We start from the raw sequence: 17,796 nt of genomic DNA on the forward strand, positions 1-17,796 counted from the left end.
AGTCCGTGCACGTGCCTGCCGGTGACCCCGCTCCCGAGTCCGCAGCCCCCGCGGCTCCCGTGCGGGTGCTGGTCCTCGCCTCCGGGTCCGGGTCGACGCTCCAGGCGCTCCTCGACTCCCCGGACCGCGGCGTCCTGTGGCAGGTCGTGGCCGTCGGCTCCGACAAGCCCGGCGTGACCGCGCTCGACCGCGCCGCGCGGGCCGGGGTCGAGACGTTCACCGTCGCCCCCGCGGACTTCGCCGACCGACCCGCCTGGGACGTCGCCCTCGCCGCCGAGGTCGCCCGGTACGAGCCCGGGCTCGTCGTCCTCGCCGGGTTCATGCGCATCCTGGGCGCCCCCTTCGTCGACGCCTTCGCCGGCCGCACGGTCAACACGCACCCGGCCCTGCTGCCGTCGTTCCCCGGCGCGCACGGCGTCCGCGACGCCCTCGCCCACGGCGTGAAGGTCACCGGCTGCACCGTCCACCTCGTCGACGCCGGCGTCGACACCGGACCGATCCTCGACCAGGCCGCCGTCCGGGTCCTGCCCGACGACGACGAGGCGAGCCTGCACGAGCGCATCAAGACGGTCGAGCGCGAACTCCTCACCCACGTCGTGAGCCGGCTGGCCCACGAGCTCACCCACCCCGAGAGGACGGCACCCCGCTGATGGACCCCCAGGCCACGAAGGTCCCCGTGAAGCGCGCGCTGGTCAGCGTCTACGACAAGACCGGTCTGGAGGAGCTCGCTCAGGGCCTGCACGCCGCGGGCGTCGCCCTCGTCTCCACCGGGTCCACCGCGACCCGCATCGCCGCGGCCGGCGTCCCCGTGACGCCCGTCGAGGAGCTCACCGGGTTCCCCGAGTGCCTGGACGGCCGGGTCAAGACGCTGCACCCCCGCGTGCACGCGGGGATCCTCGCCGACCGCCGGCTGCCCGACCACGTGCGTCAGCTCGCCGAGCTCGACGTCGAACCGTTCGACCTCGTCGTCGTGAACCTGTACCCCTTCGCCGCCACGGTCGCCTCCGGCGCCGCCTACGACGAGGTCGTCGAGCAGATCGACATCGGCGGCCCGTCGATGGTCCGCGCCGCCGCCAAGAACCACCCCAGCGTGGCCGTCGTCGTCGACCCCGCCCGCTACGGCGACGTCCTGACCGCCGTCGCCGACGGGGGTTTCGACCTGACCGCGCGCCGCCGGCTGGCCGCGGCCGCGTTCGCGCACACCGCGGCCTACGACACCGCGGTCGCGACCTGGTTCGCGCAGCAGACCCTCGACGCCGACGACGCGGGCTGGCCCGCCGTCGCCGGGGTCGCGCTCGAGCGCACCGACGTCCTGCGCTACGGCGAGAACCCGCACCAGCAGGCCGCCGTCTACGCCGACCCGACCGCCGCGCCCGGCATCGCCCAGGCCGTCCAGCTGCACGGCAAGGCCATGTCCTACAACAACTACGTCGACGCCGACGCCGCCCTGCGCGCCGCGTACGACCTGTCCGGCCCGGCCGTCGCCGTCATCAAGCACGCCAACCCGTGCGGCATCGCGACCGGCACGGACGTCGCCGACGCCCACGCCAAGGCCCACGCCTGCGACCCCGTCTCGGCCTACGGCGGGGTCATCGCCGCCAACCGCGTCGTCACGCGCGCCATGGCCGAGCAGGTCGCCCCGGTGTTCACGGAGGTCGTCATCGCCCCCGGGTTCGAGCCCGAGGCGCTGCAGGTGCTGCAGGAGAAGAAGAACGTCCGCCTCCTGCAGCTGCCCGAGGGCTACGGCCGGGCCGCGCAGGAGTGGCGCCACGTCTCCGGTGGGGTGCTCGTCCAGGACCTCGACGCGGTCGACGCCGACGGCGACGACCCGGCGGGCTGGACCCTGGCCGCCGGGGAGGCGGCCTCGCCCGAGGTGCTCGCCGACCTCGAGTTCGCCTGGCGCGCCGTGCGGTCCGTGCGGTCCAACGCGATCCTCCTGGCCAAGGACGGCGCCTCGGTCGGCGTCGGCATGGGCCAGGTCAACCGCGTCGACTCCTGCCGCCTCGCCGTCGACCGCGCCGGAGCCGACCGGGCCTCCGGCTCGGTCGCGGCCTCCGACGCGTTCTTCCCCTTCGCCGACGGCGCGCAGATCCTCCTCGACGCCGGCGTGCGGGCGATCGTGCAGCCCGGCGGGTCGATCCGCGACGCCGAGGTCGTCGAGGCCGCGACGAAGGCCGGCGTGACGATGTACTTCACCGGCGCCCGGCACTTCGCCCACTGACGGACGGGTGGACGTCGTGGCCGGCACCGAGCAGGTTCCCGCACCGCGCAACGCGGTCCTGCTGACCCTGGTCGGCGGGATCGTCGCGGCGCTGGCGCTCACGCTGCTCGCCGGCCCGACGGTCGGCGGGGTCCTGCTCGGCACCGACCTCGCCGTGGCCGCCGTCCTGCGGCTCGTCCTCCCGGTGCGGATCGCGGGTGCGCTCGCGGTCCGCTCCCGGGCGGTCGACGTCGCCATGCTGCTCGTGCTGGCCGTGTCGTGCCTGGTCCTCGCCGGGGTCGTGCCGACCCCGGTCTGAGGACCCCCGGGTGAGTGCCCCGGGTCAGTCCGCGTCGAGCGGCAGGAGCACGTCCTTCACGTCCGCGTTCGTCGCGAGGTACTCCTGGACCGCGGGGTCCTGGAACGTCGCGACGAGCGCCTTGATGTTGTCCGAGTCCTTCCACCGCGACCCGATGGTCAACTGCCCGGCGAACTCGTCGGGGGCGGTCGGGGCGAAGATCTGCTGCTCGATCGGGATCTTCGCCGCCAGGTAGTACTCGGTGTAGCCGACGGCCGCGTCCAGGTCGGGCAGCGCGCGGGACTGGGCGCCGAAGTCCAGCAGCGTGAAGTTCAGGTTCTTGGGGTTGGTCGCGATGTCGTCGACCGTGGCCTTCCCGACGTCCGTGCCCGGCTTCAGCGTGATGAGCCCGGCCTTCTGCAGGACGAACAACCCCTGCGACTCGTTGGCGGGGTCGGAGTACAGCGAGACCGTCCCGCCGTCCGGGATGTCCTGCGGGCTCCTCCACTTCGCCGACCACAGGCCGAAGCCCCAGCGGAACACCGGCGTGGCGGCCTCCTCCCGGAAGTCGGGGTTCGCCTGCAGGACCTGCCCGAGCCAGAGCTTGTGCTGGTAGATCGTCCCGGCCACCTCGCCGTCGCTGACGGCCCGGTTGATGGTGTTCGAGTCGGCGAGCGCCTTGAACGCGACCGTGATGCCGTGCTTGGGGGCGACGTCCTTCGCGATGAACTCGATGAGGGCCTCCTCGCGGGCGTTGCCCTCGGCCGTGGCGACGTACAGCGTCGCGCCCGCCTGGGTGTTCGCGGTGGCGTCGCCCCCGAGGCGCGGGACGACGATCGCGGCGGCGGCGCCGAGCAGGACCACGGCCCCGCCGGCGACGAACGGCCAGCGCCGCCGCTTGCGGATCTCGAAGCCGTGGTCGTCGGTGGTGGGTTCGCGGGTCTCAGTGGACAAGGGTCTTCTCCGGGTTCTGGGTGGTGTTCTGCGTGGTGTTCTGCGTGGTCTTCTGAGGGGTGTTCCGGGGGAGGGTGCGCGTGGGGGCCGAACGGCGGCGCGTGCGCGGATCGGCCGCGCGGGCCAGGGCGTCGCCGGTGAGCTGGACGAGGGCGACGAGCGCCACGAGGACGACGATGGTCGCGATCATCACGGCGTGGTCGAAGCGCTGGTACCCGTAGGTGACGGCGACGTAGCCGATGCCGCCGGCGCCGATGGTCCCGGCGATCGCGGAGTACTCGATCATCGCGATGGTGTTGATGGTCAGCCCGCCGATGATGGACGGCGTGGCCTCGGCCAGCTGCACGGTCGTGACGACCTGCAGCGGAGAGGCTCCCGAGGCCTGCGCCACCGTGACGAGGTGCGGCGGCACCGAGCGCAGGGAGTTCTCGACGATGCGCGCGAAGAACGCCGTGCCGGCCAGGACCATCGGGACGACGGCGGCGCGGATGCCGATGTTCGTGCCGGTGACGAACCGGGTGAACGGGACGAGCGCGGCCATCAGCACGAGGAACGGCAGCGACCGGCCGGTGCTGACGACCCAGGACAGGACGGTGTGCGCGGCCCGGTGCTCGAACAGCCCGCCGGGGGCGAGGTTGTGCACCAGGACGCCGATCGGCACGCCGAGCAGGACGACGATCGTCATGACGATGCCGACCGTGAGCAGCGTGTCGAGGAGCGCCGGCGCGATGAGCGCGGGGATCTGCGCCAGCGGGGTGTCGAGGTCCGAGGCGGCGGCGACGCTGAGCGGGATCACACGAGGTCCAGTTCTCGAGGGGTGGTCGCCGGGGTGGTCGCCGGGGTCTGCGCGTGCAGGCCGCGGCGGTCGAGGGCGGCGGTGAGGGCGGTGGGGTCGACCATCGCGGGGACGCCGAGGGTGGCGTGCCCGACGGTGCGTCCGGCGACGGTCCCGACCGACGCCCCGAGCAGGGCGAGGTCGTGGCCGAGTTCGCGCGAGGCCGCGGTGAGCCAGTCGGCCGGGACGTCGTCGCCGCGGTAGTGGACCTCCCAGACGACCAGACCGCCCGCGTCGCCCACGCCGCGGCGGGGCAGCAGCGCCGCCCCGACCGGGGAGGCCGGGTCGCGCAGCACGTCGAGCAGGGGTGCGGCCTCGACGATGCGTCCGTGGTCCAGGCGGGCGACGGCGTCGGCCACGTCCACGACGGTGTCCATCTCGTGGGTGATGAACAGGATCGCCAGGCCGAGGTCGTCGCGCAGTTCCCGCAGCAGACCCGTGATCGACGCCGTCGCCTGCGGGTCCAGCCCGGACGTCGCCTCGTCGGACAGCAGCACGCCGGGGCGCAGGGCGAGGGCGCGGGCGATGCCGACGCGCTGACGCTGCCCACCCGACAGTTCGTGGGGGTAGCGGTCGGCCAGCCCGGCCAGCCCGACCCGCTCGAGGAGCTCGGCGACGCGCCGCTTCCGGTCCCGGGGGACGACGCCGAGGTAGCGCAGGGGGAGTTCGACGTTCTGCGCGGCCGTGCGGCGGGTCTGCAGACCGTCGCTCTGGAAGATCGTCCCGATGCGGCGCCGCGCCTCCCGCAGCCGCTCCGCGCCGAGCTGGGTGAGGTCCTGGCCGCCGACGACGACCGACCCCGACGTGGGCCGCGTCAGCAGCGTCACGCACTGGGCGAGCGTGCTCTTCCCGGCACCGCTGGGCCCGACGACGGCGGTGATGCTGCCGGCGGGCACGGTGAGGTCGAGACGGTCGAGGACCGTCGTGGCGTGCGGGGGGTCCCCGTACGTCTTGGTGAGGTGGCGCAGTTCGATCACGACGACTCCTGGGCAGGGGGTCCAGCAGGGGGTCCAGCAGGGGGTCCAGCAGGGGGTCCGGCAGTCCGGGCAGGGGGGATCGCGGGCCCGGCGGGTGCGCCGGGTCCGGACGGGGGGCGAGCAGAGGGGTGCGCTCAGCGGGAGCGGGGACAGGCCTTCGACACGGGAACTCCAAGTTCGTCCTTGCCCGCACCACCTGCGGACCTGGTCCTCACCCGGAGCACCCCGTGACGAACCAGGGTTGCCGGCCAGCGAGCCGGGGCTTGACGCTGGCGCTCATGACCTGGGGGGACTCTGACAGCCGTCCGAGATCGTCGTCAAGCGGTTCCGGACGATCGGCGTCCGGAAAGGGTTCTCCGGCATGCGTTGCGCCGCAACGGTCCGAGTCCAGGTTCCGAAAAGCGGCGGCCGCTCCGGGGTGGGGGAGGAGGTACGCTGCGGTGGATCCCATCCAGAGCGGCTGAGAGACCTGGCTCGACGACGCCGCAGCAACCCCCCGGGGGTGCTACCGCCAGGTCCGATGGAGGACGCGCCGCGATGCCCCTGCACGAGCCCCTGAAGTTCGCCTACTGGGTCCCCAACGTCTCCGGTGGCCTCGTCGTCTCGACGATCGAGCAGCGCACGAGCCACGACCCGGCCTACAACGTCGAGGTCGCCAAGGCCGCCGAGCGCGTGGGGTTCGAGTACGCCCTGACCCAGGTGCGCTACCTCGCCTCCTACGGCGCCGACGCCCAGCACGAGTCGACCTCGTTCTCCCTGGCCCTGCTCCTGGCGACCGAACGCCTCAAGGTCATCGCCGCCGTCCACCCGTTCTTCTGGCACCCCGGTGTGCTCGCCAAGTTCGCCGCGACCACGCAGGAACTCACCGACAACCGCCTGGCGCTGAACATCGTGTCCGGCTGGTTCAAGAACGAGGCGACACAGCTCGGCGTCACGTGGCACGAGCACGACGACCGCTACAAGCAGTCCGAGGAGTTCATCGAACTGCTGCGCGGGGTGTGGAGCGAGGACGGCTACAGCCAGTCCGGCGACTTCTTCAACGCCACCGACATCACGTTCCGGCCGCAGCCGAAGGTCGCCCCGGAACTGTTCCAGGGCGGGAACTCCAGCGCCGCACAGGCCATGGCCGGCCGTGTGAGCGACTGGTACTTCATGAACGGCAAGTCCCTCGCCGGCGCGGCCCAGGGCGTCCGCGAGGTCTCCGCCCTCGCCGCCCAGAACGGCCGCACCGTCCGCTTCGGCCTCAACGGCTTCGCCCTCGTGCGCGACACGCGCGAGGAGGCCGAGGCCGTGCTCGAGGAGATCATCGCCAAGGCCGACCGCACCAAGGTCGAGGGCTTCGGCGCCGCCGTCCAGGAGGCGGGGAACTCCACGAAGGACGGCAAGGGCATGTGGGCGGACAGCGAGTTCCGCGACCTCGTGCAGTACAACGACGGGTTCCGCACCGGCCTCGTCGGCACCCCCGACGAGGTGGCGCGCCGTGTCCTGGCCTACCGGCTCGTGGGCGTCGACCTGCTGCTCCTGGGGTTCCTCCACGTCAAGGAGGAGGTCGAGGCGTTCGGCGAGCTCGTCATCCCGCGGGTGCGCGAGCTCGAGGCGCGCCTGGCCGCCGGGGAGGACCTGCAGCTCGGCGCCGAGCTCGACGAGGCCGTCGTCGCGGCGACGCAGCCCGTCCCGGCCTGACCCGCCCGTGCCGGGGAGGGGGACGGCTGTGCCGCGCGCTCGCGCTGTGCGGTCCGTCCCCCTCCTCGCGCTGCTGCTGGTGAGCGCCTGCTCCGCACCGGCGCCCGCGGCCCCGGGACCCTCGACGTCGAGCCCCCTGTCGAGCGCGACCCCTTCCACCCCGTCAGTGCAGCCGTCGTCACCCTCGTCCGTGCCGTCGTCCGCGGAGGCGTCCCCGGTGGCGTCGACGGTGGCGTCGGCGACCGGCGCCGTGACGCCGAGCCCGACCACCCCGTCCAGGGCCCCGGTGGTGCGGGCGGGCGCTCCGGTCGTCGTGCTGGACCCCGGGCACAACGGCGGCAACGCCGCCCACCCCGCGGTCGTGGACGCTCTCGTCCCGGCCGGCGGCTTCGAGAAGCCCTGCAACACCACCGGCACCGAGACCGACGTCGGGTACCCCGAGCACGCCTTCACCTTCGACGTCGCCCAGCGGACTGCGGCCCTGCTGCGCGCCCGGGGGACCACCGTCGTCCTGACCCGCACCGACGACACCGGTGTCGGTCCGTGCGTCGACGAGCGCGCGGCGGTCGCCAACGACGCCGGCGCCGCCCTCGCGGTGTCGATCCACGCCGACGGCGCACCCGCGGACGCCACCGGGTTCCACGTGGCCGAACCCGCGCTCGCCCCCGACGGCGGCAACCGCGCCGTCCTGGACCCGTCCGACGTGGCCGCGCGCGACCTGCTCCCGGCCTTCGCCACGGCGACGGGCCTGCCCCGGGCGGACTACCCGGGGAACCTCGTCGAGCCGGGCCTCACCCGGCGCTCCGACCTCGCCGGGCTGAACCTCGCCCGGACCCCGGCGGTGCTGCTGGAGGCGGGCAACATGCGCAACGCGCGGGAGGCGGCGCAACTGAGCGACCCGGCCTTCCGGCAGCGCGCCGCGGAGGGGATCGCCGCGGGTGTCGCGGCCTTCCTTGCGCGCAGCACCCCGTGAGACGGCTTACGGTGCGGGGGTGACCCTCGCTCCCGCCGACCCGACCGTCGAACTGGTCGTCCTGCTGACGGAGGACGGCACGCCCTGCGGCACGGCGCCGAAGGCGGACGTGCACCACACCAGCACCCCGCTGCACCTGGCCTTCTCCTGCTGGATCGTCGACGGGGCGGGCCGGACGCTGCTGACCCGCCGCGCGGCCGTGAAGCGGACGTGGCCCGGCGTGTGGACGAACTCCTTCTGCGGCCACCCCGGCCCGGGGGAGGAACCCGCCGACGCGGTGGCCCGGCGTTCGGTGCAGGAGCTCGGCGCCCCCGTCACCGACGTGCAGCCCCTGCTGCCGACGTTCCGCTACCGCGCCGTCATGGCCGACGGGACCGTCGAGAACGAGATCTGCCCCGTCTTCACCGCCCGCCTCGCCGGGGACCTGGCCCTCGACCCGAGCGAGGTCGACGACTACCGCTGGGTGGACCTCGCCCAGCTGCGGGCCGAGGTCGCCGCCGAACCCGGCCCGTTCAGCCCGTGGATGCGCCTGCAGCTGCAGGAGTTCTGACCGCCGGTCCCGACCCCTCGCCCGGGCCGTCGTCGAGGCGGAGGACGACGGCGCCCGGCAGGTCGGTGTGCAGTCCCGGCCCCGGGGCCAGCAGCAGCACCTGCGTCGTCGGGGCCACGTGCTCGAAGACGGCCGCGAGCCGCTTCAGCCGCTCGGGGTCGGTGTGCCCGAGGGCGTCGTCCAGGACGACGGGCACGCCGTCGGCCGGGTCGACCAGGGTGGCGCACGCGAGCCGCACCAGCACCGCCAGCTGCTCCTTGGCCCCCGTCGACAGGTGCTCGTAGGCGACGGTCCTGGAGTGCAGCGTCCGCTGCACGATCCGCAGGTCGTCGTCGAGGGTGATGGCGAACGTCTCGCCGAACACCGTGCGTCCCAGCTCCTCGAGGCGGTCGGTGAACGGCTGGACGTAGCGGCGGCGCTGGGTGTCGCGGTGCCGGTCCAGCGTGCGCAGCAGCAGCCGGGCCGCCGCGGCGCGACGCTCCAGACCCGCCTGCTCCTCGGCCAGCCGCTGCACGCGCGACTCGGCCTCGTCCCACGCCTCCTGCCGGGCTTCGCCGCCCATGACGGACAGCTTCGCCTCGAGCAGCACGAGGGCGTCGTCGAGCTCGTCCCGGCGCCCCGAGAGCGCGTCGAGGGCCGTCTGCACCTCGCGGGCCCGGCGCAGGACGGTCGCTTCGTCCCGGTCGGCGAGGTCGGTCTCGAGGGCCCGGACCTCCGCGTCCGTCCGGGCGGCCGCGTCACCGGTCTCCGCCGCGGCCCGTTCCAGCTCGGCGTCGCCGGTGGCGGCCCGGGCGGTCGCGAGCCGCTCGGCGGCGGTCGCCACCTCGGTCCGCGACAGCTCCAGCCGCGTCTGCAGGGCCGTCAGCTCGTGGGCCAGCCCGTCCGCGGTCCGGGCGAGGGCGGCGGCACGGGCCTGGACGTCGCGGCCGCGGGAGCGCTTCTCCTGCACCGCCTCCCGGGCCGCCGCCTCCGCCGCGCGCAGCGCCGGGAGGTCGTCCTCGCCGGTCGTCGGGCCGGTCGTCGGGCCGGTCGTGGGACCGGTCCCGAGGTCGGCCGCCAGCCGCTCGGCCTCGGCCCGCAGGGCGTCGGCGTCCGCGTCGGCCGTCAGCTGGGACAGCTGCGCGCGGGCGAGGTCGACGGCGGCCTGGGCCGCGCGCCGCTCCTCGTGCGCGGCGCGGGCCGCGGGGACGTCCTCGACGCCCGCGGCCGCCAGCAGCTCACGCAGCCCGGCCTCGGCGGCGTCCAGCTCGTCGGCCACCGGCCCCGTGTCGGCGCCGGGCAGCACGCGCACCGTGGCGAACCCGGCGACGTCGACGCTGAGCGGCCGGGTCGCGGCGTGCTCGGCCACCGTGCCCGCCGCGACGGGGCGGCCGTCCACGAGGACCTCGACGGCGGTCGCCTCCACGACGACGCGGGCGGCGACGGCCTCGGCGCGGGCCCGCAACCGGCGGACGGTGTCGTCGGCGGCCTCGATCGACCGCACGGTCGCGGCGTCCACGCGCAGCCCGGCGACCGCCGCGGCGGCCGTCCGGACCTCGTCGGCGGCCGCGGCGACGGCGGCCAGCCGCCGGCGGACCCGGCGCAGGGCGGCGCGGTCGGTGGCGCGGCGCACCGCCTCGTGGGCGGCGTCGGCGGCCTCGGCCGCCGCGTCCTGCGCTGCGGCGTGCTCCTGGGCGGCCGTCGCGGCGGCGACCGCCTCGGCCTCGTCGGCCTCAGCCGCGGGGCCGAGCTCGGCCGCCCGCGCCACGTCCTGGTCCAGGGCGGCCGTGCGGCGGGCCAGGTCCGCCGCCTCGCGCCGCCGCACCGCGAGGGCACCCTGGGCCTCCGCGGCCGCCCGCGCGGCCGCGGACGAGCGCTCCCGGGCGGCGGCGAGCCGTTCCCGGCGGCCGGCCAGGTCGGCGACCAGCTCGCCCAGCGCCGTGGCCTCCTCGGCGCGGACGGTCAGCTCGGCCTGCACGTCCGCGCGGTCGGCGGTCAGCTCGGCGTGCCGGTCGGCGTCGTCGGACAGCAGGTCCAGCGCCTCGCGCGCCCGTGCGGCTTCGGTGCGGGCGGCGGCGAGCTCCTCGGCGCACGTCCGGTGCCGGCCGGTCGGGCGCCCGGTCGCGGTCCAGAACTGCCCGGCCCGCTCGGCGGCCGCCGCGTGCAGCGACTGCGCCCGTTCGCCCGACGCGTCCACCGGCGCCGAGCCCGCGGCCGCGTCGAGCGCGGCGGCCAGCGCGGAACTGCCGCTGAGGGCCGCGTCGGCGCGGGCGGCACCGGGGGAAGCGTCCTGCAGCACCCGCAGCGCGTCCCAGAGGTCCTGGTCGAGGGTCTCGGTGAGGATGTCCCGGACCCGTTGGTGGGCCTCGTCGCCGGTGAGCTGCTCGGTCCGCGGGGCGTGCACGGTCAGCGTCGTCGCGGGCCTGCTGTGCCACTGCTTGCGCAGCGTGAACCGGTAGGGCCCCGTGCTGATCTCGGCCTCGACGGCGCTCGGCGCGTCCCGGTGCACCGGTTTGACGGCCAGGACGGCGGCCTTGCGCGAGCTGTGCTTCTCGGTGAGCAGCATGTCGAGCGCCTCGAGGGTGGAGGACTTGCCGACCTCGTTGGCCCCCTCGAGCACGACGACACCGCGCTCGGGCAGGACGAGCTCGCGGTGCGCGACGCCGCGGAAGTCGTCGAGCACCAGGCGGTGGATCCTCACCGGGCGGCCCCGGCGAGCCGGAAGACGAGGGCGAGGGCGTCGCGCGCCGCGGCGGCGTCCGGCCCGTCGCCGGCGGCGAGGGTGGACAGCTCGGCGACCGCCGCGTCCGCGTAGCCCCCGACACCGAGGTCGGCCAGCTCGTCGGAGTCGGCCCGCACGACGAGGTCGCTGTGCCGGGCCCAGTGCTGCAGGCCCGCGAGCCGGTCCGCCTGCGCGGCGAGCAGGTCGTCCAGGGCCGCGCCGGCGCGCACGGTGAGCGTGCCCGTCAGCGCGAGGGTGAGCACCGTGCGGTCCTTGGCGGGCAGGGCCTCCAGGCGCCGGCCCAGCGCGTCGTCGTCCGCGGCGGAGTCCAGCTCGGCGCGCACGACGGGGAACGCCCAGCGCCCCACGTGGACCGGCTCCACCTTGGGCGGCGAAGCGTCGCTGACCGTGACGAGGAGGACGTTGCCCGGGTCGGTCTCGAGGCGGTCGGTGACCTCCTGGGTGCCGGAGTACCAGACGGCGCCCGACCGCCCGACCTGCGTCGTGGAGTGCCGGTCGCCCAGGGCGACGTAGTGCAGGCGGCCGTCCGCGACGGCGTCCTCCAGCGGCGCCAGCGCGATGCGCGCCGGGTCCTCGCGGTCGGGGGACAGCTCGTCGACCGCGCCGTGGCCCACGACGACGCGCAGCGTGCCGTCCGCCTCCAGGCCCTCGGTCGCGGCCGCGACGAGGTCGTGCGTCGGGTGCTTGGAGGTCCACGGTGCGGCGACGACCTCCACGCCCTCGCGCACCGCGACCGGCCCTGGGGTGTCGAGGACGTGCACGTGGCCGAGGCCGGGCCAGGCGGCGAGCGCGCGCAGGGGGGAGCCGGCGTCGAGCGGGTCGTGGTTGCCGGGCAGCAGCAGCACCGGTGTCCCCGCGAAGGCGGCGAGCGCGTCGGCCGTGCGGGCCAGCACCTTCGGGCCGACGGCGTTGGACTCCAGCACGTCCCCGCACACGACGACGAACTCCGCCTCGTGCTCGCGAGCGACCGCGGCGATGCGCTGCAGCGCGTCGAGCCGGGCCTGGGTGTAGCGGGGCTGGGCGTCGGCGTCGAGGAAGTGCCGGGTCATGCCCAGCTGCCAGTCGGCCGTGTGCACGAAGCGCACCTCACCGGGGGTGGGGTGCGGGCTGTTCGAGCCGGTGTTCGACGCCATGTGCCCGACGGTAGGCGAGGCCTCCGACACGACCCCGCCGACGCGCCGCGGCTCGTGGAGGTGGGCCGGCGCGGGGGCTAGCGCGGGAGGGCGCTGGCCCGCCAGGACCCCTGTCCGGGGGCGGGCGGCAGGCCGAGCACGTGCCGGCGGTCGGCCCACCGCGAGGCCGGGGCGGGCACGACCGGCGCGACGGGCGCGGCGCTGCTGCGCAGCTGGTGGGTCAGGACGACCGTGAGGGCCGCCAGCTCCTCGGGTCCGGGGTTGCCCCGCTCGATGCGCAGGGACCCCAGCAGCTCGCCGATCGACACCGCGTCCTCCACGTCCCTCCGGTCCTCCGGGCTCACAGCGGGATGTTCCCGTGCTTCTTGGCGGGCAGCGTGGCCCGCTTGGTGGCCAGCGCCCGCAGCGCGCGCGCCACCTGCACGCGCGTCTGGCTGGGCGCGATGACGGCGTCGACGAACCCGCGCTCGGCCGCGACGTACGGGTTGGCGAGCTGCAGCTCGTAGTCGTCGACGAGCTCGCGGCGCGTGGCGTCGACGTCCTCGCCGTTCTCGGCGGCGGTCTTCAACGCGCTGCGCTGCAGGATGTTCACCGCCCCCTGAGCGCCCATGACGGCGATCTGGGCGCTCGGCCAGGCGAGGCAGACGTCCGCGCCCATCTCCTTGCTGCCCATGACGATGTAGGCGCCGCCGTAGGCCTTGCGCGTGATGACGGTGACGAGCGGGACGGTCGCCTCGGCGTAGGCGTAGAGCAGCTTCGCGCCGCGCCGGATGATGCCGTTCCACTCCTGGTCGGTGCCCGGCAGGAAGCCCGGCACGTCCACGAAGGTGAGCACCGGGACGTTGAACGCGTCGCAGAGGCGGACGAACCGCGCCGCCTTCTCGGAGGCGTCGATGTCGAGCGTCCCGGCCAGCTGCTGCGGCTGGTTGGCGACGACGCCGACGGGCCGGCCCTCGACGCGGCCGAAGCCCGTGAGGACGTTCGGCGCGAACAGCTCGTGCACCTGCAGGAAGACCTCGTCGTCGAGCACGGCGGCGACGACGGCGGCCATGTCGTACGGCTGGTTGGGGGAGTCCGGCACGACCGTGTCCAGCCGCAGGTCGTCTTCGTCGACGTGCAGGTCCCGCTCGTGCTCGGGGGCCAGCAGCGGCGCCTCGGAGAGGTTGTTCGAGGGCAGGAACGACAGCAGCTCGCGGACGTACTCGATCGCCTCGTCCTCGCTCTCGGCGAGGTGGTGCGCGACGCCGGAGCGGGTGGCGTGCGTGCGCCCGCCGCCGAGCTCCTCGAAGCCGACGTCCTCGCCCGTCACGGTCCGGATGACGTCCGGGCCGGTGACGAACATGTGCGACGTCTCCTCGACCATGACCGTGATGTCGGTCAGCGCGGGGGAGTAGACGGCGCCGCCGGCCGAGGGGCCGAGGATGAGGGAGATCTGCGGGACGACGCCCGAGGCGTGCACGTTGCGGCGGAAGATGCGCGCGTACTGCACGAGGGAGGCGACGCCCTCCTGGATGCGGGCCCCGCCGCCGTCGTTGATGCCGATGACCGGGCAGCCGGTGGTGGCCGCGAAGTCCTGCAGCTCGGCGATCTTCGCGCCGTGCTCCTCGCCGAGCGAGCCGCCGAAGGCCGTGAAGTCCTGCGCGTAGACGCACACCGGACGGCCGTCCACCGTCGCGTAGCCCGTGACCACCCCGTCGCCGTCGACGTGCTTGGCGGCCATGCCGAAGGCGGTCGCGCGGCTGCGGACGAGCCCACCGCGCTCGACGAAGGAGTCCTCGTCCACGAGGGCGGCGATGCGCTCGCGGGCCGTCTTCTTCCCGCGGGGGTGCTGCTTGGCGGCCGCGCGCTCGTCGGCGGCCGCGACGGCGGCGTCGGTCCGGGCGTGCAGTCCCGCGAGCTGACCGGCGGTGGTGCGGGGGTCGAGCGGCGGGGACGTCTCGGGGCTGCTCACGGAGCCGCAGCGTACGGGACGCCGGGACCCGGGCGGTGACGGCGCGAGGAGGCGGGAGCGGTAGCTTGACGTCGAGAAAGAGCCGAGTGAGTCGGAGGGGACAGCACAGTGGCCAAGATCAAGGTTCAGGGTCCGGTCGTCGAGCTCGACGGTGACGAGATGACCCGGATCATCTGGCAGTTCATCAAGGACCGCCTGGTCCACCCGTACCTCGACGTCGACCTGGAGTACTACGACCTGGGCGTCGAGCACCGCGACGCCACCGACGACCAGGTGACGATCGACGCAGCCCACGCGATCCAGAAGGCCGGCGTCGGCGTCAAGTGCGCCACGATCACGCCGGACGAGGCGCGCGTCGAGGAGTTCGGCCTCAAGAAGATGTGGCGGTCCCCGAACGGGACGATCCGCAACATCCTCGGTGGTGTGATCTTCCGCGAGCCGATCATCATCAGCAACATCCCGCGCCTGGTGCCGGGCTGGACCAAGCCGATCATCGTCGGCCGCCACGCCTTCGGCGACCAGTACCGCGCCACGGACTTCAAGTTCCCGGGCGAGGGCACGCTGACCGTCACCTTCACCCCGAAGGACGGCGGCGAGCCGATCGAGCACGAGGTCTTCCAGGCCCCCGGCGCCGGCGTCTCGCTGTCGATGTACAACCTCGACAGCTCCATCGTCGACTTCGCCCGCGCGTCGCTGAACTACGGCCTGGCGCGGAACTACCCGGTGTACCTGTCCACGAAGAACACGATCCTCAAGGCCTACGACGGCCGGTTCAAGGACATCTTCGAGGAGGTGTTCCAGGCCGAGTTCAAGGACAAGTTCGCCGAGGCCGGGATCACCTACGAGCACCGCCTCATCGACGACATGGTCGCCGCGTCCCTGAAGTGGGAGGGCGGCTACGTCTGGGCCTGCAAGAACTACGACGGCGACGTGCAGTCCGACACCGTGGCCCAGGGCTTCGGCTCGCTCGGCCTCATGACGTCGGTGCTGTCCACCCCGGACGGCTCGGTCGTCGAGGCGGAGGCCGCGCACGGCACCGTGACCCGGCACTACCGCCAGCACCAGCAGGGCAAGCCGACGTCGACGAACCCCATCGCGTCGATCTACGCCTGGACGCGGGGCCTGGCCCACCGCGGCAAGCTGGACTCGACCCCCGAGGTCACCGGCTTCGCCGAGACCCTCGAGGACGTCGTCATCAAGACCGTCGAGAGCGGCAGGATGACGAAGGACCTCGCGCTGCTCGTCGGGCCGGACCAGGCCTGGCAGACCACCGAGGAGTTCCTCGGCACGCTCGACGAGAACCTCGCCGCCCGCCTGGGCTGAGGTCCGCGCCGACACCGCGACGAAGCCCCGCTCCCCGTCCGGGGGGGCGGGGCTTCGTCGTCGCCCGGCACCGTCGGTGCGGCACAGTGGGGGCCGTGAGGGTTCTCGTCGTGGAGGACGACGACGGCGTCGCCGCCGCGGTGGTCGACGCGCTGCGCACGCACGGCCACGCCGTCCTGCGCGTGCCCGGGGTCGGGCAGGCGCGGGAGGTCGTCCGCGACGCCGACCTCGTCCTGCTCGACCTCGGCCTCCCGGACGGGGACGGGCTGGGGCTGCTGCGGGAGCTGCGGACGCGCACCCAGGTGCCCGTGCTCGTCATGACCGCCCGGTCGGCCGAACGGGACGTCGTCCACGCGCTGCACCTCGGCGCCGACGACTACCTCGTCAAGCCGGTCCGGTTGCGCGAGCTGCTGGCGCGCATCAACGTCGTCACCGCGCGCGCCCGCCGCGCTGCCGAGCCGGCGGGGGCCGACGGCCCCGCCGCCGGGGGGCCCGTCGTCGTCGGGGACGTCGTCGTCGACCTCGCCGCGCGCAGGGTCCGGGTGGGCGGCTCCGACGGGCCGGAGGTGGAGCTCACCGCCAAGGAGTTCGACGTCCTGGCCGTCCTCGCCCGCCGGGTCGGGCAGGTCGTGCCGCGCCAGCTCGTGATGGACGAGGTGTGGGGCGAGGCCCACGTCGGGGTGAACCGGTCGCTGGACGTCCACCTGTCCGCGTTGCGGGCCAAGCTGGACCGGCCCGGCGTGCTGGTCACGGTCCGCGGTGTCGGCTTCCGGCTGGGGCGGTAGCGGTGCGCCGTCGCCTGGTGCTCGTGCTGACCCTGCTCAGCGTGCTGGCCGTCGCGGCCTTCGCGGTCCCGCTCGCCGCCAGCACGTCAGCGGCCCGCACGACGCAGTTCCTCCTGGTCCGTGCCGGGGACCTGGACCGGCTCGCGGCGACGGCCGCGCTCGCGGGGGACGACGGCGGCACTCGGGCGGGGGAGGCCACGACCCTCGAGGAGGACGTCGCCCGGCACCACGAGCTCTACGGCGAACCCGTCCTCGTCGTCGACGCGCGGGGGCGCGTGCGCGCGTCGTCGGGCCTGGGGTCCGACCCCCTCGCCCGGACCGACACGGCCGCCGCGGTCGACGCCGCCCTGCGCAACCAGCCCGCCGCGGTGCCCGAGGCGCTGTGGCCGTGGTCGCGCGACCCCGTGCTGCTGTGGCGGCCGGTGGGGACCGGCGCCGACGCCGACGGCGCCGTCGTCCTCCGGGCCGACCCCGCGCTCGCCGCCCACGACGTGGCGCGGGCCTGGGGCCTGACCGCCGCCGGTGCCGTCCTCGCCTCGCTGCTCGCGGCCGGGCTCGCGCTGCTGCTGGCGCGGTGGCTGCTGCGTCCCGTGCAGGCCCTCGCCGACGGCGTCCGCGACGTCATGGCCGGGCGCGACGTCCGGCTGCTGCCGGAGACCGGGCCCCGCGAACTGCGGGCGCTGGAACGGTCCTTCCTGACGATGGCCGACACGGTCGCCGCGACCGCCGAACGGCAGCGGCACCTCGTCGCCGAGGCCGCCCACCAGATCCGCAACCCGTTGGCGGCGTTGCAGTTGCGGGTCGACGCGCTGGACCCGCACGTCGGCGGAGGCGGCCGGGCCGGGTACGAGGGCGCCCTCGCGGAGGTCGACCGGCTCACCGAGATCCTCGACGGGACGCTCGGGCTCGCCGCCGCCGAGGCGTCCGCGGTCGCCTCCGCCGGACCGGCGCCCGCGGGGTCGTGCGACCCGCTGGAGGTCTGCGCCGACCGGGTCGCGGCGTGGGAGATGCCCGCGCGTCACGCCGGCCGGGCGCTCACGGGACCGGCGGGGGACACGGGGACGGCGGTGGCGGTGCCGTGGCCGGCGGGGGAGCTCGCCCAGGTCCTCGACGTGCTCCTCGACAACGCCCTGCGGCACGCCGGGACGGGCGTCCAGGTGTCGCTGGTCGAGGAGGGCGACGTCGTCCACGTCGTGGTCGACGACGACGGGCCCGGCATCCCCGTCGCCGATCGACCGGCTGCCCTGCAGCGGTTCTGGAGCGGTCGAGGCGGGACCGGACTGGGGCTGGCCATCGCCGACCGGCTCGTGCGCGGACACGGGGGCGAGCTCTCGCTGCAGACGTCGCCGGCCGGGGGTCTGCGGGTCCGCGTCGTCCTGCCCGGTCGTGGGCGGTGACGCGGGGAGTGTCAC

Annotated in this window: 16 protein-coding genes and 2 riboswitches; of the genes, 9 read left to right on the forward strand and 7 right to left on the reverse strand. The window is 75.0% G+C overall.

Going from position 1 to position 17,796, the window contains the following annotated elements:
- Nucleotides 1–5 precede the first annotated feature (5 nt).
- From purN to AB1207_RS11045, 3 genes are read left to right on the forward strand one after another with little or no spacing between them, the layout of a single operon-like run.
- Nucleotides 6–650, forward strand: a complete 645-nt coding sequence (purN, locus tag AB1207_RS11035) for a phosphoribosylglycinamide formyltransferase (protein ID WP_437178913.1) — start codon at nt 6–8, stop codon at nt 648–650.
- Nucleotides 650–2,221, forward strand: coding sequence for a bifunctional phosphoribosylaminoimidazolecarboxamide formyltransferase/IMP cyclohydrolase (gene purH / locus AB1207_RS11040; protein WP_367638301.1), 1,572 nt, complete (start codon nt 650–652; stop codon nt 2,219–2,221). The genes purN and purH overlap by 1 nt, the downstream gene beginning before the upstream one ends.
- A 16-nt stretch (nt 2,222–2,237) precedes the next feature.
- Nucleotides 2,238–2,519 carry a DUF3017 domain-containing protein gene (locus AB1207_RS11045; RefSeq protein WP_367638303.1) on the forward strand — a complete coding sequence of 94 codons (282 nt, stop codon included), beginning with the start codon at nt 2,238–2,240 and terminating at the stop codon, nt 2,517–2,519.
- Between the two features lie 24 nt (nt 2,520–2,543).
- On the opposite strand, the gene AB1207_RS11050 is transcribed toward AB1207_RS11045, so the two are convergent.
- Genes AB1207_RS11050 through AB1207_RS11060 form a run of 3 tightly spaced genes read right to left on the reverse strand, consistent with a single transcriptional unit; the run spans nt 2,544 to nt 5,264 of the window.
- Nucleotides 2,544–3,452, reverse strand: a complete 909-nt coding sequence (locus AB1207_RS11050) for a MetQ/NlpA family ABC transporter substrate-binding protein (protein ID WP_367638304.1) — start codon at nt 3,450–3,452, stop codon at nt 2,544–2,546.
- Nucleotides 3,442–4,245: a methionine ABC transporter permease gene (locus tag AB1207_RS11055; protein WP_437178923.1), complete on the reverse strand. Its 804-nt coding sequence runs from the start codon at nt 4,243–4,245 to the stop codon at nt 3,442–3,444. Before AB1207_RS11055 ends, AB1207_RS11050 begins: the two co-directional genes overlap by 11 nt.
- Nucleotides 4,245–5,264 carry a methionine ABC transporter ATP-binding protein gene (locus AB1207_RS11060; protein ID WP_367638306.1) on the reverse strand — a complete coding sequence of 340 codons (1,020 nt, stop codon included), beginning with the start codon at nt 5,262–5,264 and terminating at the stop codon, nt 4,245–4,247. The genes AB1207_RS11055 and AB1207_RS11060 overlap by 1 nt, the downstream gene beginning before the upstream one ends.
- 174 nt (nt 5,265–5,438) lie before the next feature.
- A riboswitch (SAM riboswitch) is annotated at nt 5,439–5,548 on the reverse strand.
- Between the two features lie 160 nt (nt 5,549–5,708).
- Nucleotides 5,709–5,791: riboswitch (SAM riboswitch) on the forward strand.
- A gap of 10 nt (nt 5,792–5,801) precedes the next feature.
- Between AB1207_RS11060 and sfnG the strand changes: the two genes are divergently transcribed.
- The 3 genes from sfnG (at nt 5,802) to idi (ending at nt 8,470) form a co-directional block, all read left to right on the forward strand.
- On the forward strand, nt 5,802–6,947 hold the full coding sequence (gene sfnG / locus AB1207_RS11065) for a dimethylsulfone monooxygenase SfnG (RefSeq protein WP_367638308.1): 1,146 nt from the start codon (nt 5,802–5,804) through the stop codon (nt 6,945–6,947).
- Nucleotides 6,948–7,164: 217 nt separating this feature from the next.
- Entirely contained in the window at nt 7,165–7,920 is a 756-nt protein-coding gene (locus AB1207_RS11070) for an N-acetylmuramoyl-L-alanine amidase (protein ID WP_367638310.1), read from the forward strand.
- Nucleotides 7,921–7,939: 19 nt separating this feature from the next.
- Nucleotides 7,940–8,470, forward strand: a complete 531-nt coding sequence (gene idi / locus AB1207_RS11075; protein WP_367638311.1) for an isopentenyl-diphosphate Delta-isomerase — start codon at nt 7,940–7,942, stop codon at nt 8,468–8,470.
- On the opposite strand, the gene AB1207_RS11080 is transcribed toward idi, so the two are convergent.
- From AB1207_RS11080 to AB1207_RS11095, 4 genes are all read right to left on the reverse strand, one after another.
- Nucleotides 8,433–11,150: an AAA family ATPase gene (locus AB1207_RS11080; protein WP_367638313.1), complete on the reverse strand. Its 2,718-nt coding sequence runs from the start codon at nt 11,148–11,150 to the stop codon at nt 8,433–8,435. The two genes, idi and AB1207_RS11080, sit on opposite strands and share 38 nt — an antisense overlap.
- The gene (locus AB1207_RS11085; protein ID WP_367638619.1) at nt 11,147–12,277 is read right to left on the reverse strand and encodes a metallophosphoesterase family protein; all 1,131 of its coding nucleotides are present in this window, start codon (nt 12,275–12,277) and stop codon (nt 11,147–11,149) included. The genes AB1207_RS11080 and AB1207_RS11085 overlap by 4 nt, the downstream gene beginning before the upstream one ends.
- 125 nt (nt 12,278–12,402) lie before the next feature.
- Nucleotides 12,403–12,669, reverse strand: coding sequence for an acyl-CoA carboxylase subunit epsilon (locus AB1207_RS11090; RefSeq protein ID WP_367638314.1), 267 nt, complete (start codon nt 12,667–12,669; stop codon nt 12,403–12,405).
- Nucleotides 12,666–14,276 carry an acyl-CoA carboxylase subunit beta gene (locus AB1207_RS11095; protein ID WP_367638316.1) on the reverse strand — a complete coding sequence of 537 codons (1,611 nt, stop codon included), beginning with the start codon at nt 14,274–14,276 and terminating at the stop codon, nt 12,666–12,668. Before AB1207_RS11095 ends, AB1207_RS11090 begins: the two co-directional genes overlap by 4 nt.
- Before the next feature lie 108 nt (nt 14,277–14,384).
- Here AB1207_RS11095 and AB1207_RS11100 point away from each other — a divergent pair, with 108 nt between their 5' ends.
- The 3 genes from AB1207_RS11100 to AB1207_RS11110 all read left to right on the forward strand — a co-directional run bounded on the left by AB1207_RS11100 (nt 14,385) and on the right by AB1207_RS11110 (nt 17,781).
- The gene (locus AB1207_RS11100; protein WP_367638318.1) at nt 14,385–15,599 is read left to right on the forward strand and encodes an NADP-dependent isocitrate dehydrogenase; all 1,215 of its coding nucleotides are present in this window, start codon (nt 14,385–14,387) and stop codon (nt 15,597–15,599) included.
- 95 nt (nt 15,600–15,694) lie between these two features.
- Nucleotides 15,695–16,384 carry a response regulator transcription factor gene (locus tag AB1207_RS11105; RefSeq protein ID WP_367638319.1) on the forward strand — a complete coding sequence of 230 codons (690 nt, stop codon included), beginning with the start codon at nt 15,695–15,697 and terminating at the stop codon, nt 16,382–16,384.
- A 2-nt stretch (nt 16,385–16,386) separates the two neighbouring features.
- Entirely contained in the window at nt 16,387–17,781 is a 1,395-nt protein-coding gene (locus AB1207_RS11110) for a sensor histidine kinase (protein WP_367638321.1), read from the forward strand.
- Nucleotides 17,782–17,796: the final 15 nt, after the last annotated feature.

Origin of the sequence: Kineococcus endophyticus (assembly GCF_040796495.1) — a bacterium.
In the GTDB taxonomy this organism is placed as follows: Bacteria; Actinomycetota; Actinomycetes; order Actinomycetales; family Kineococcaceae; genus Kineococcus; species Kineococcus endophyticus.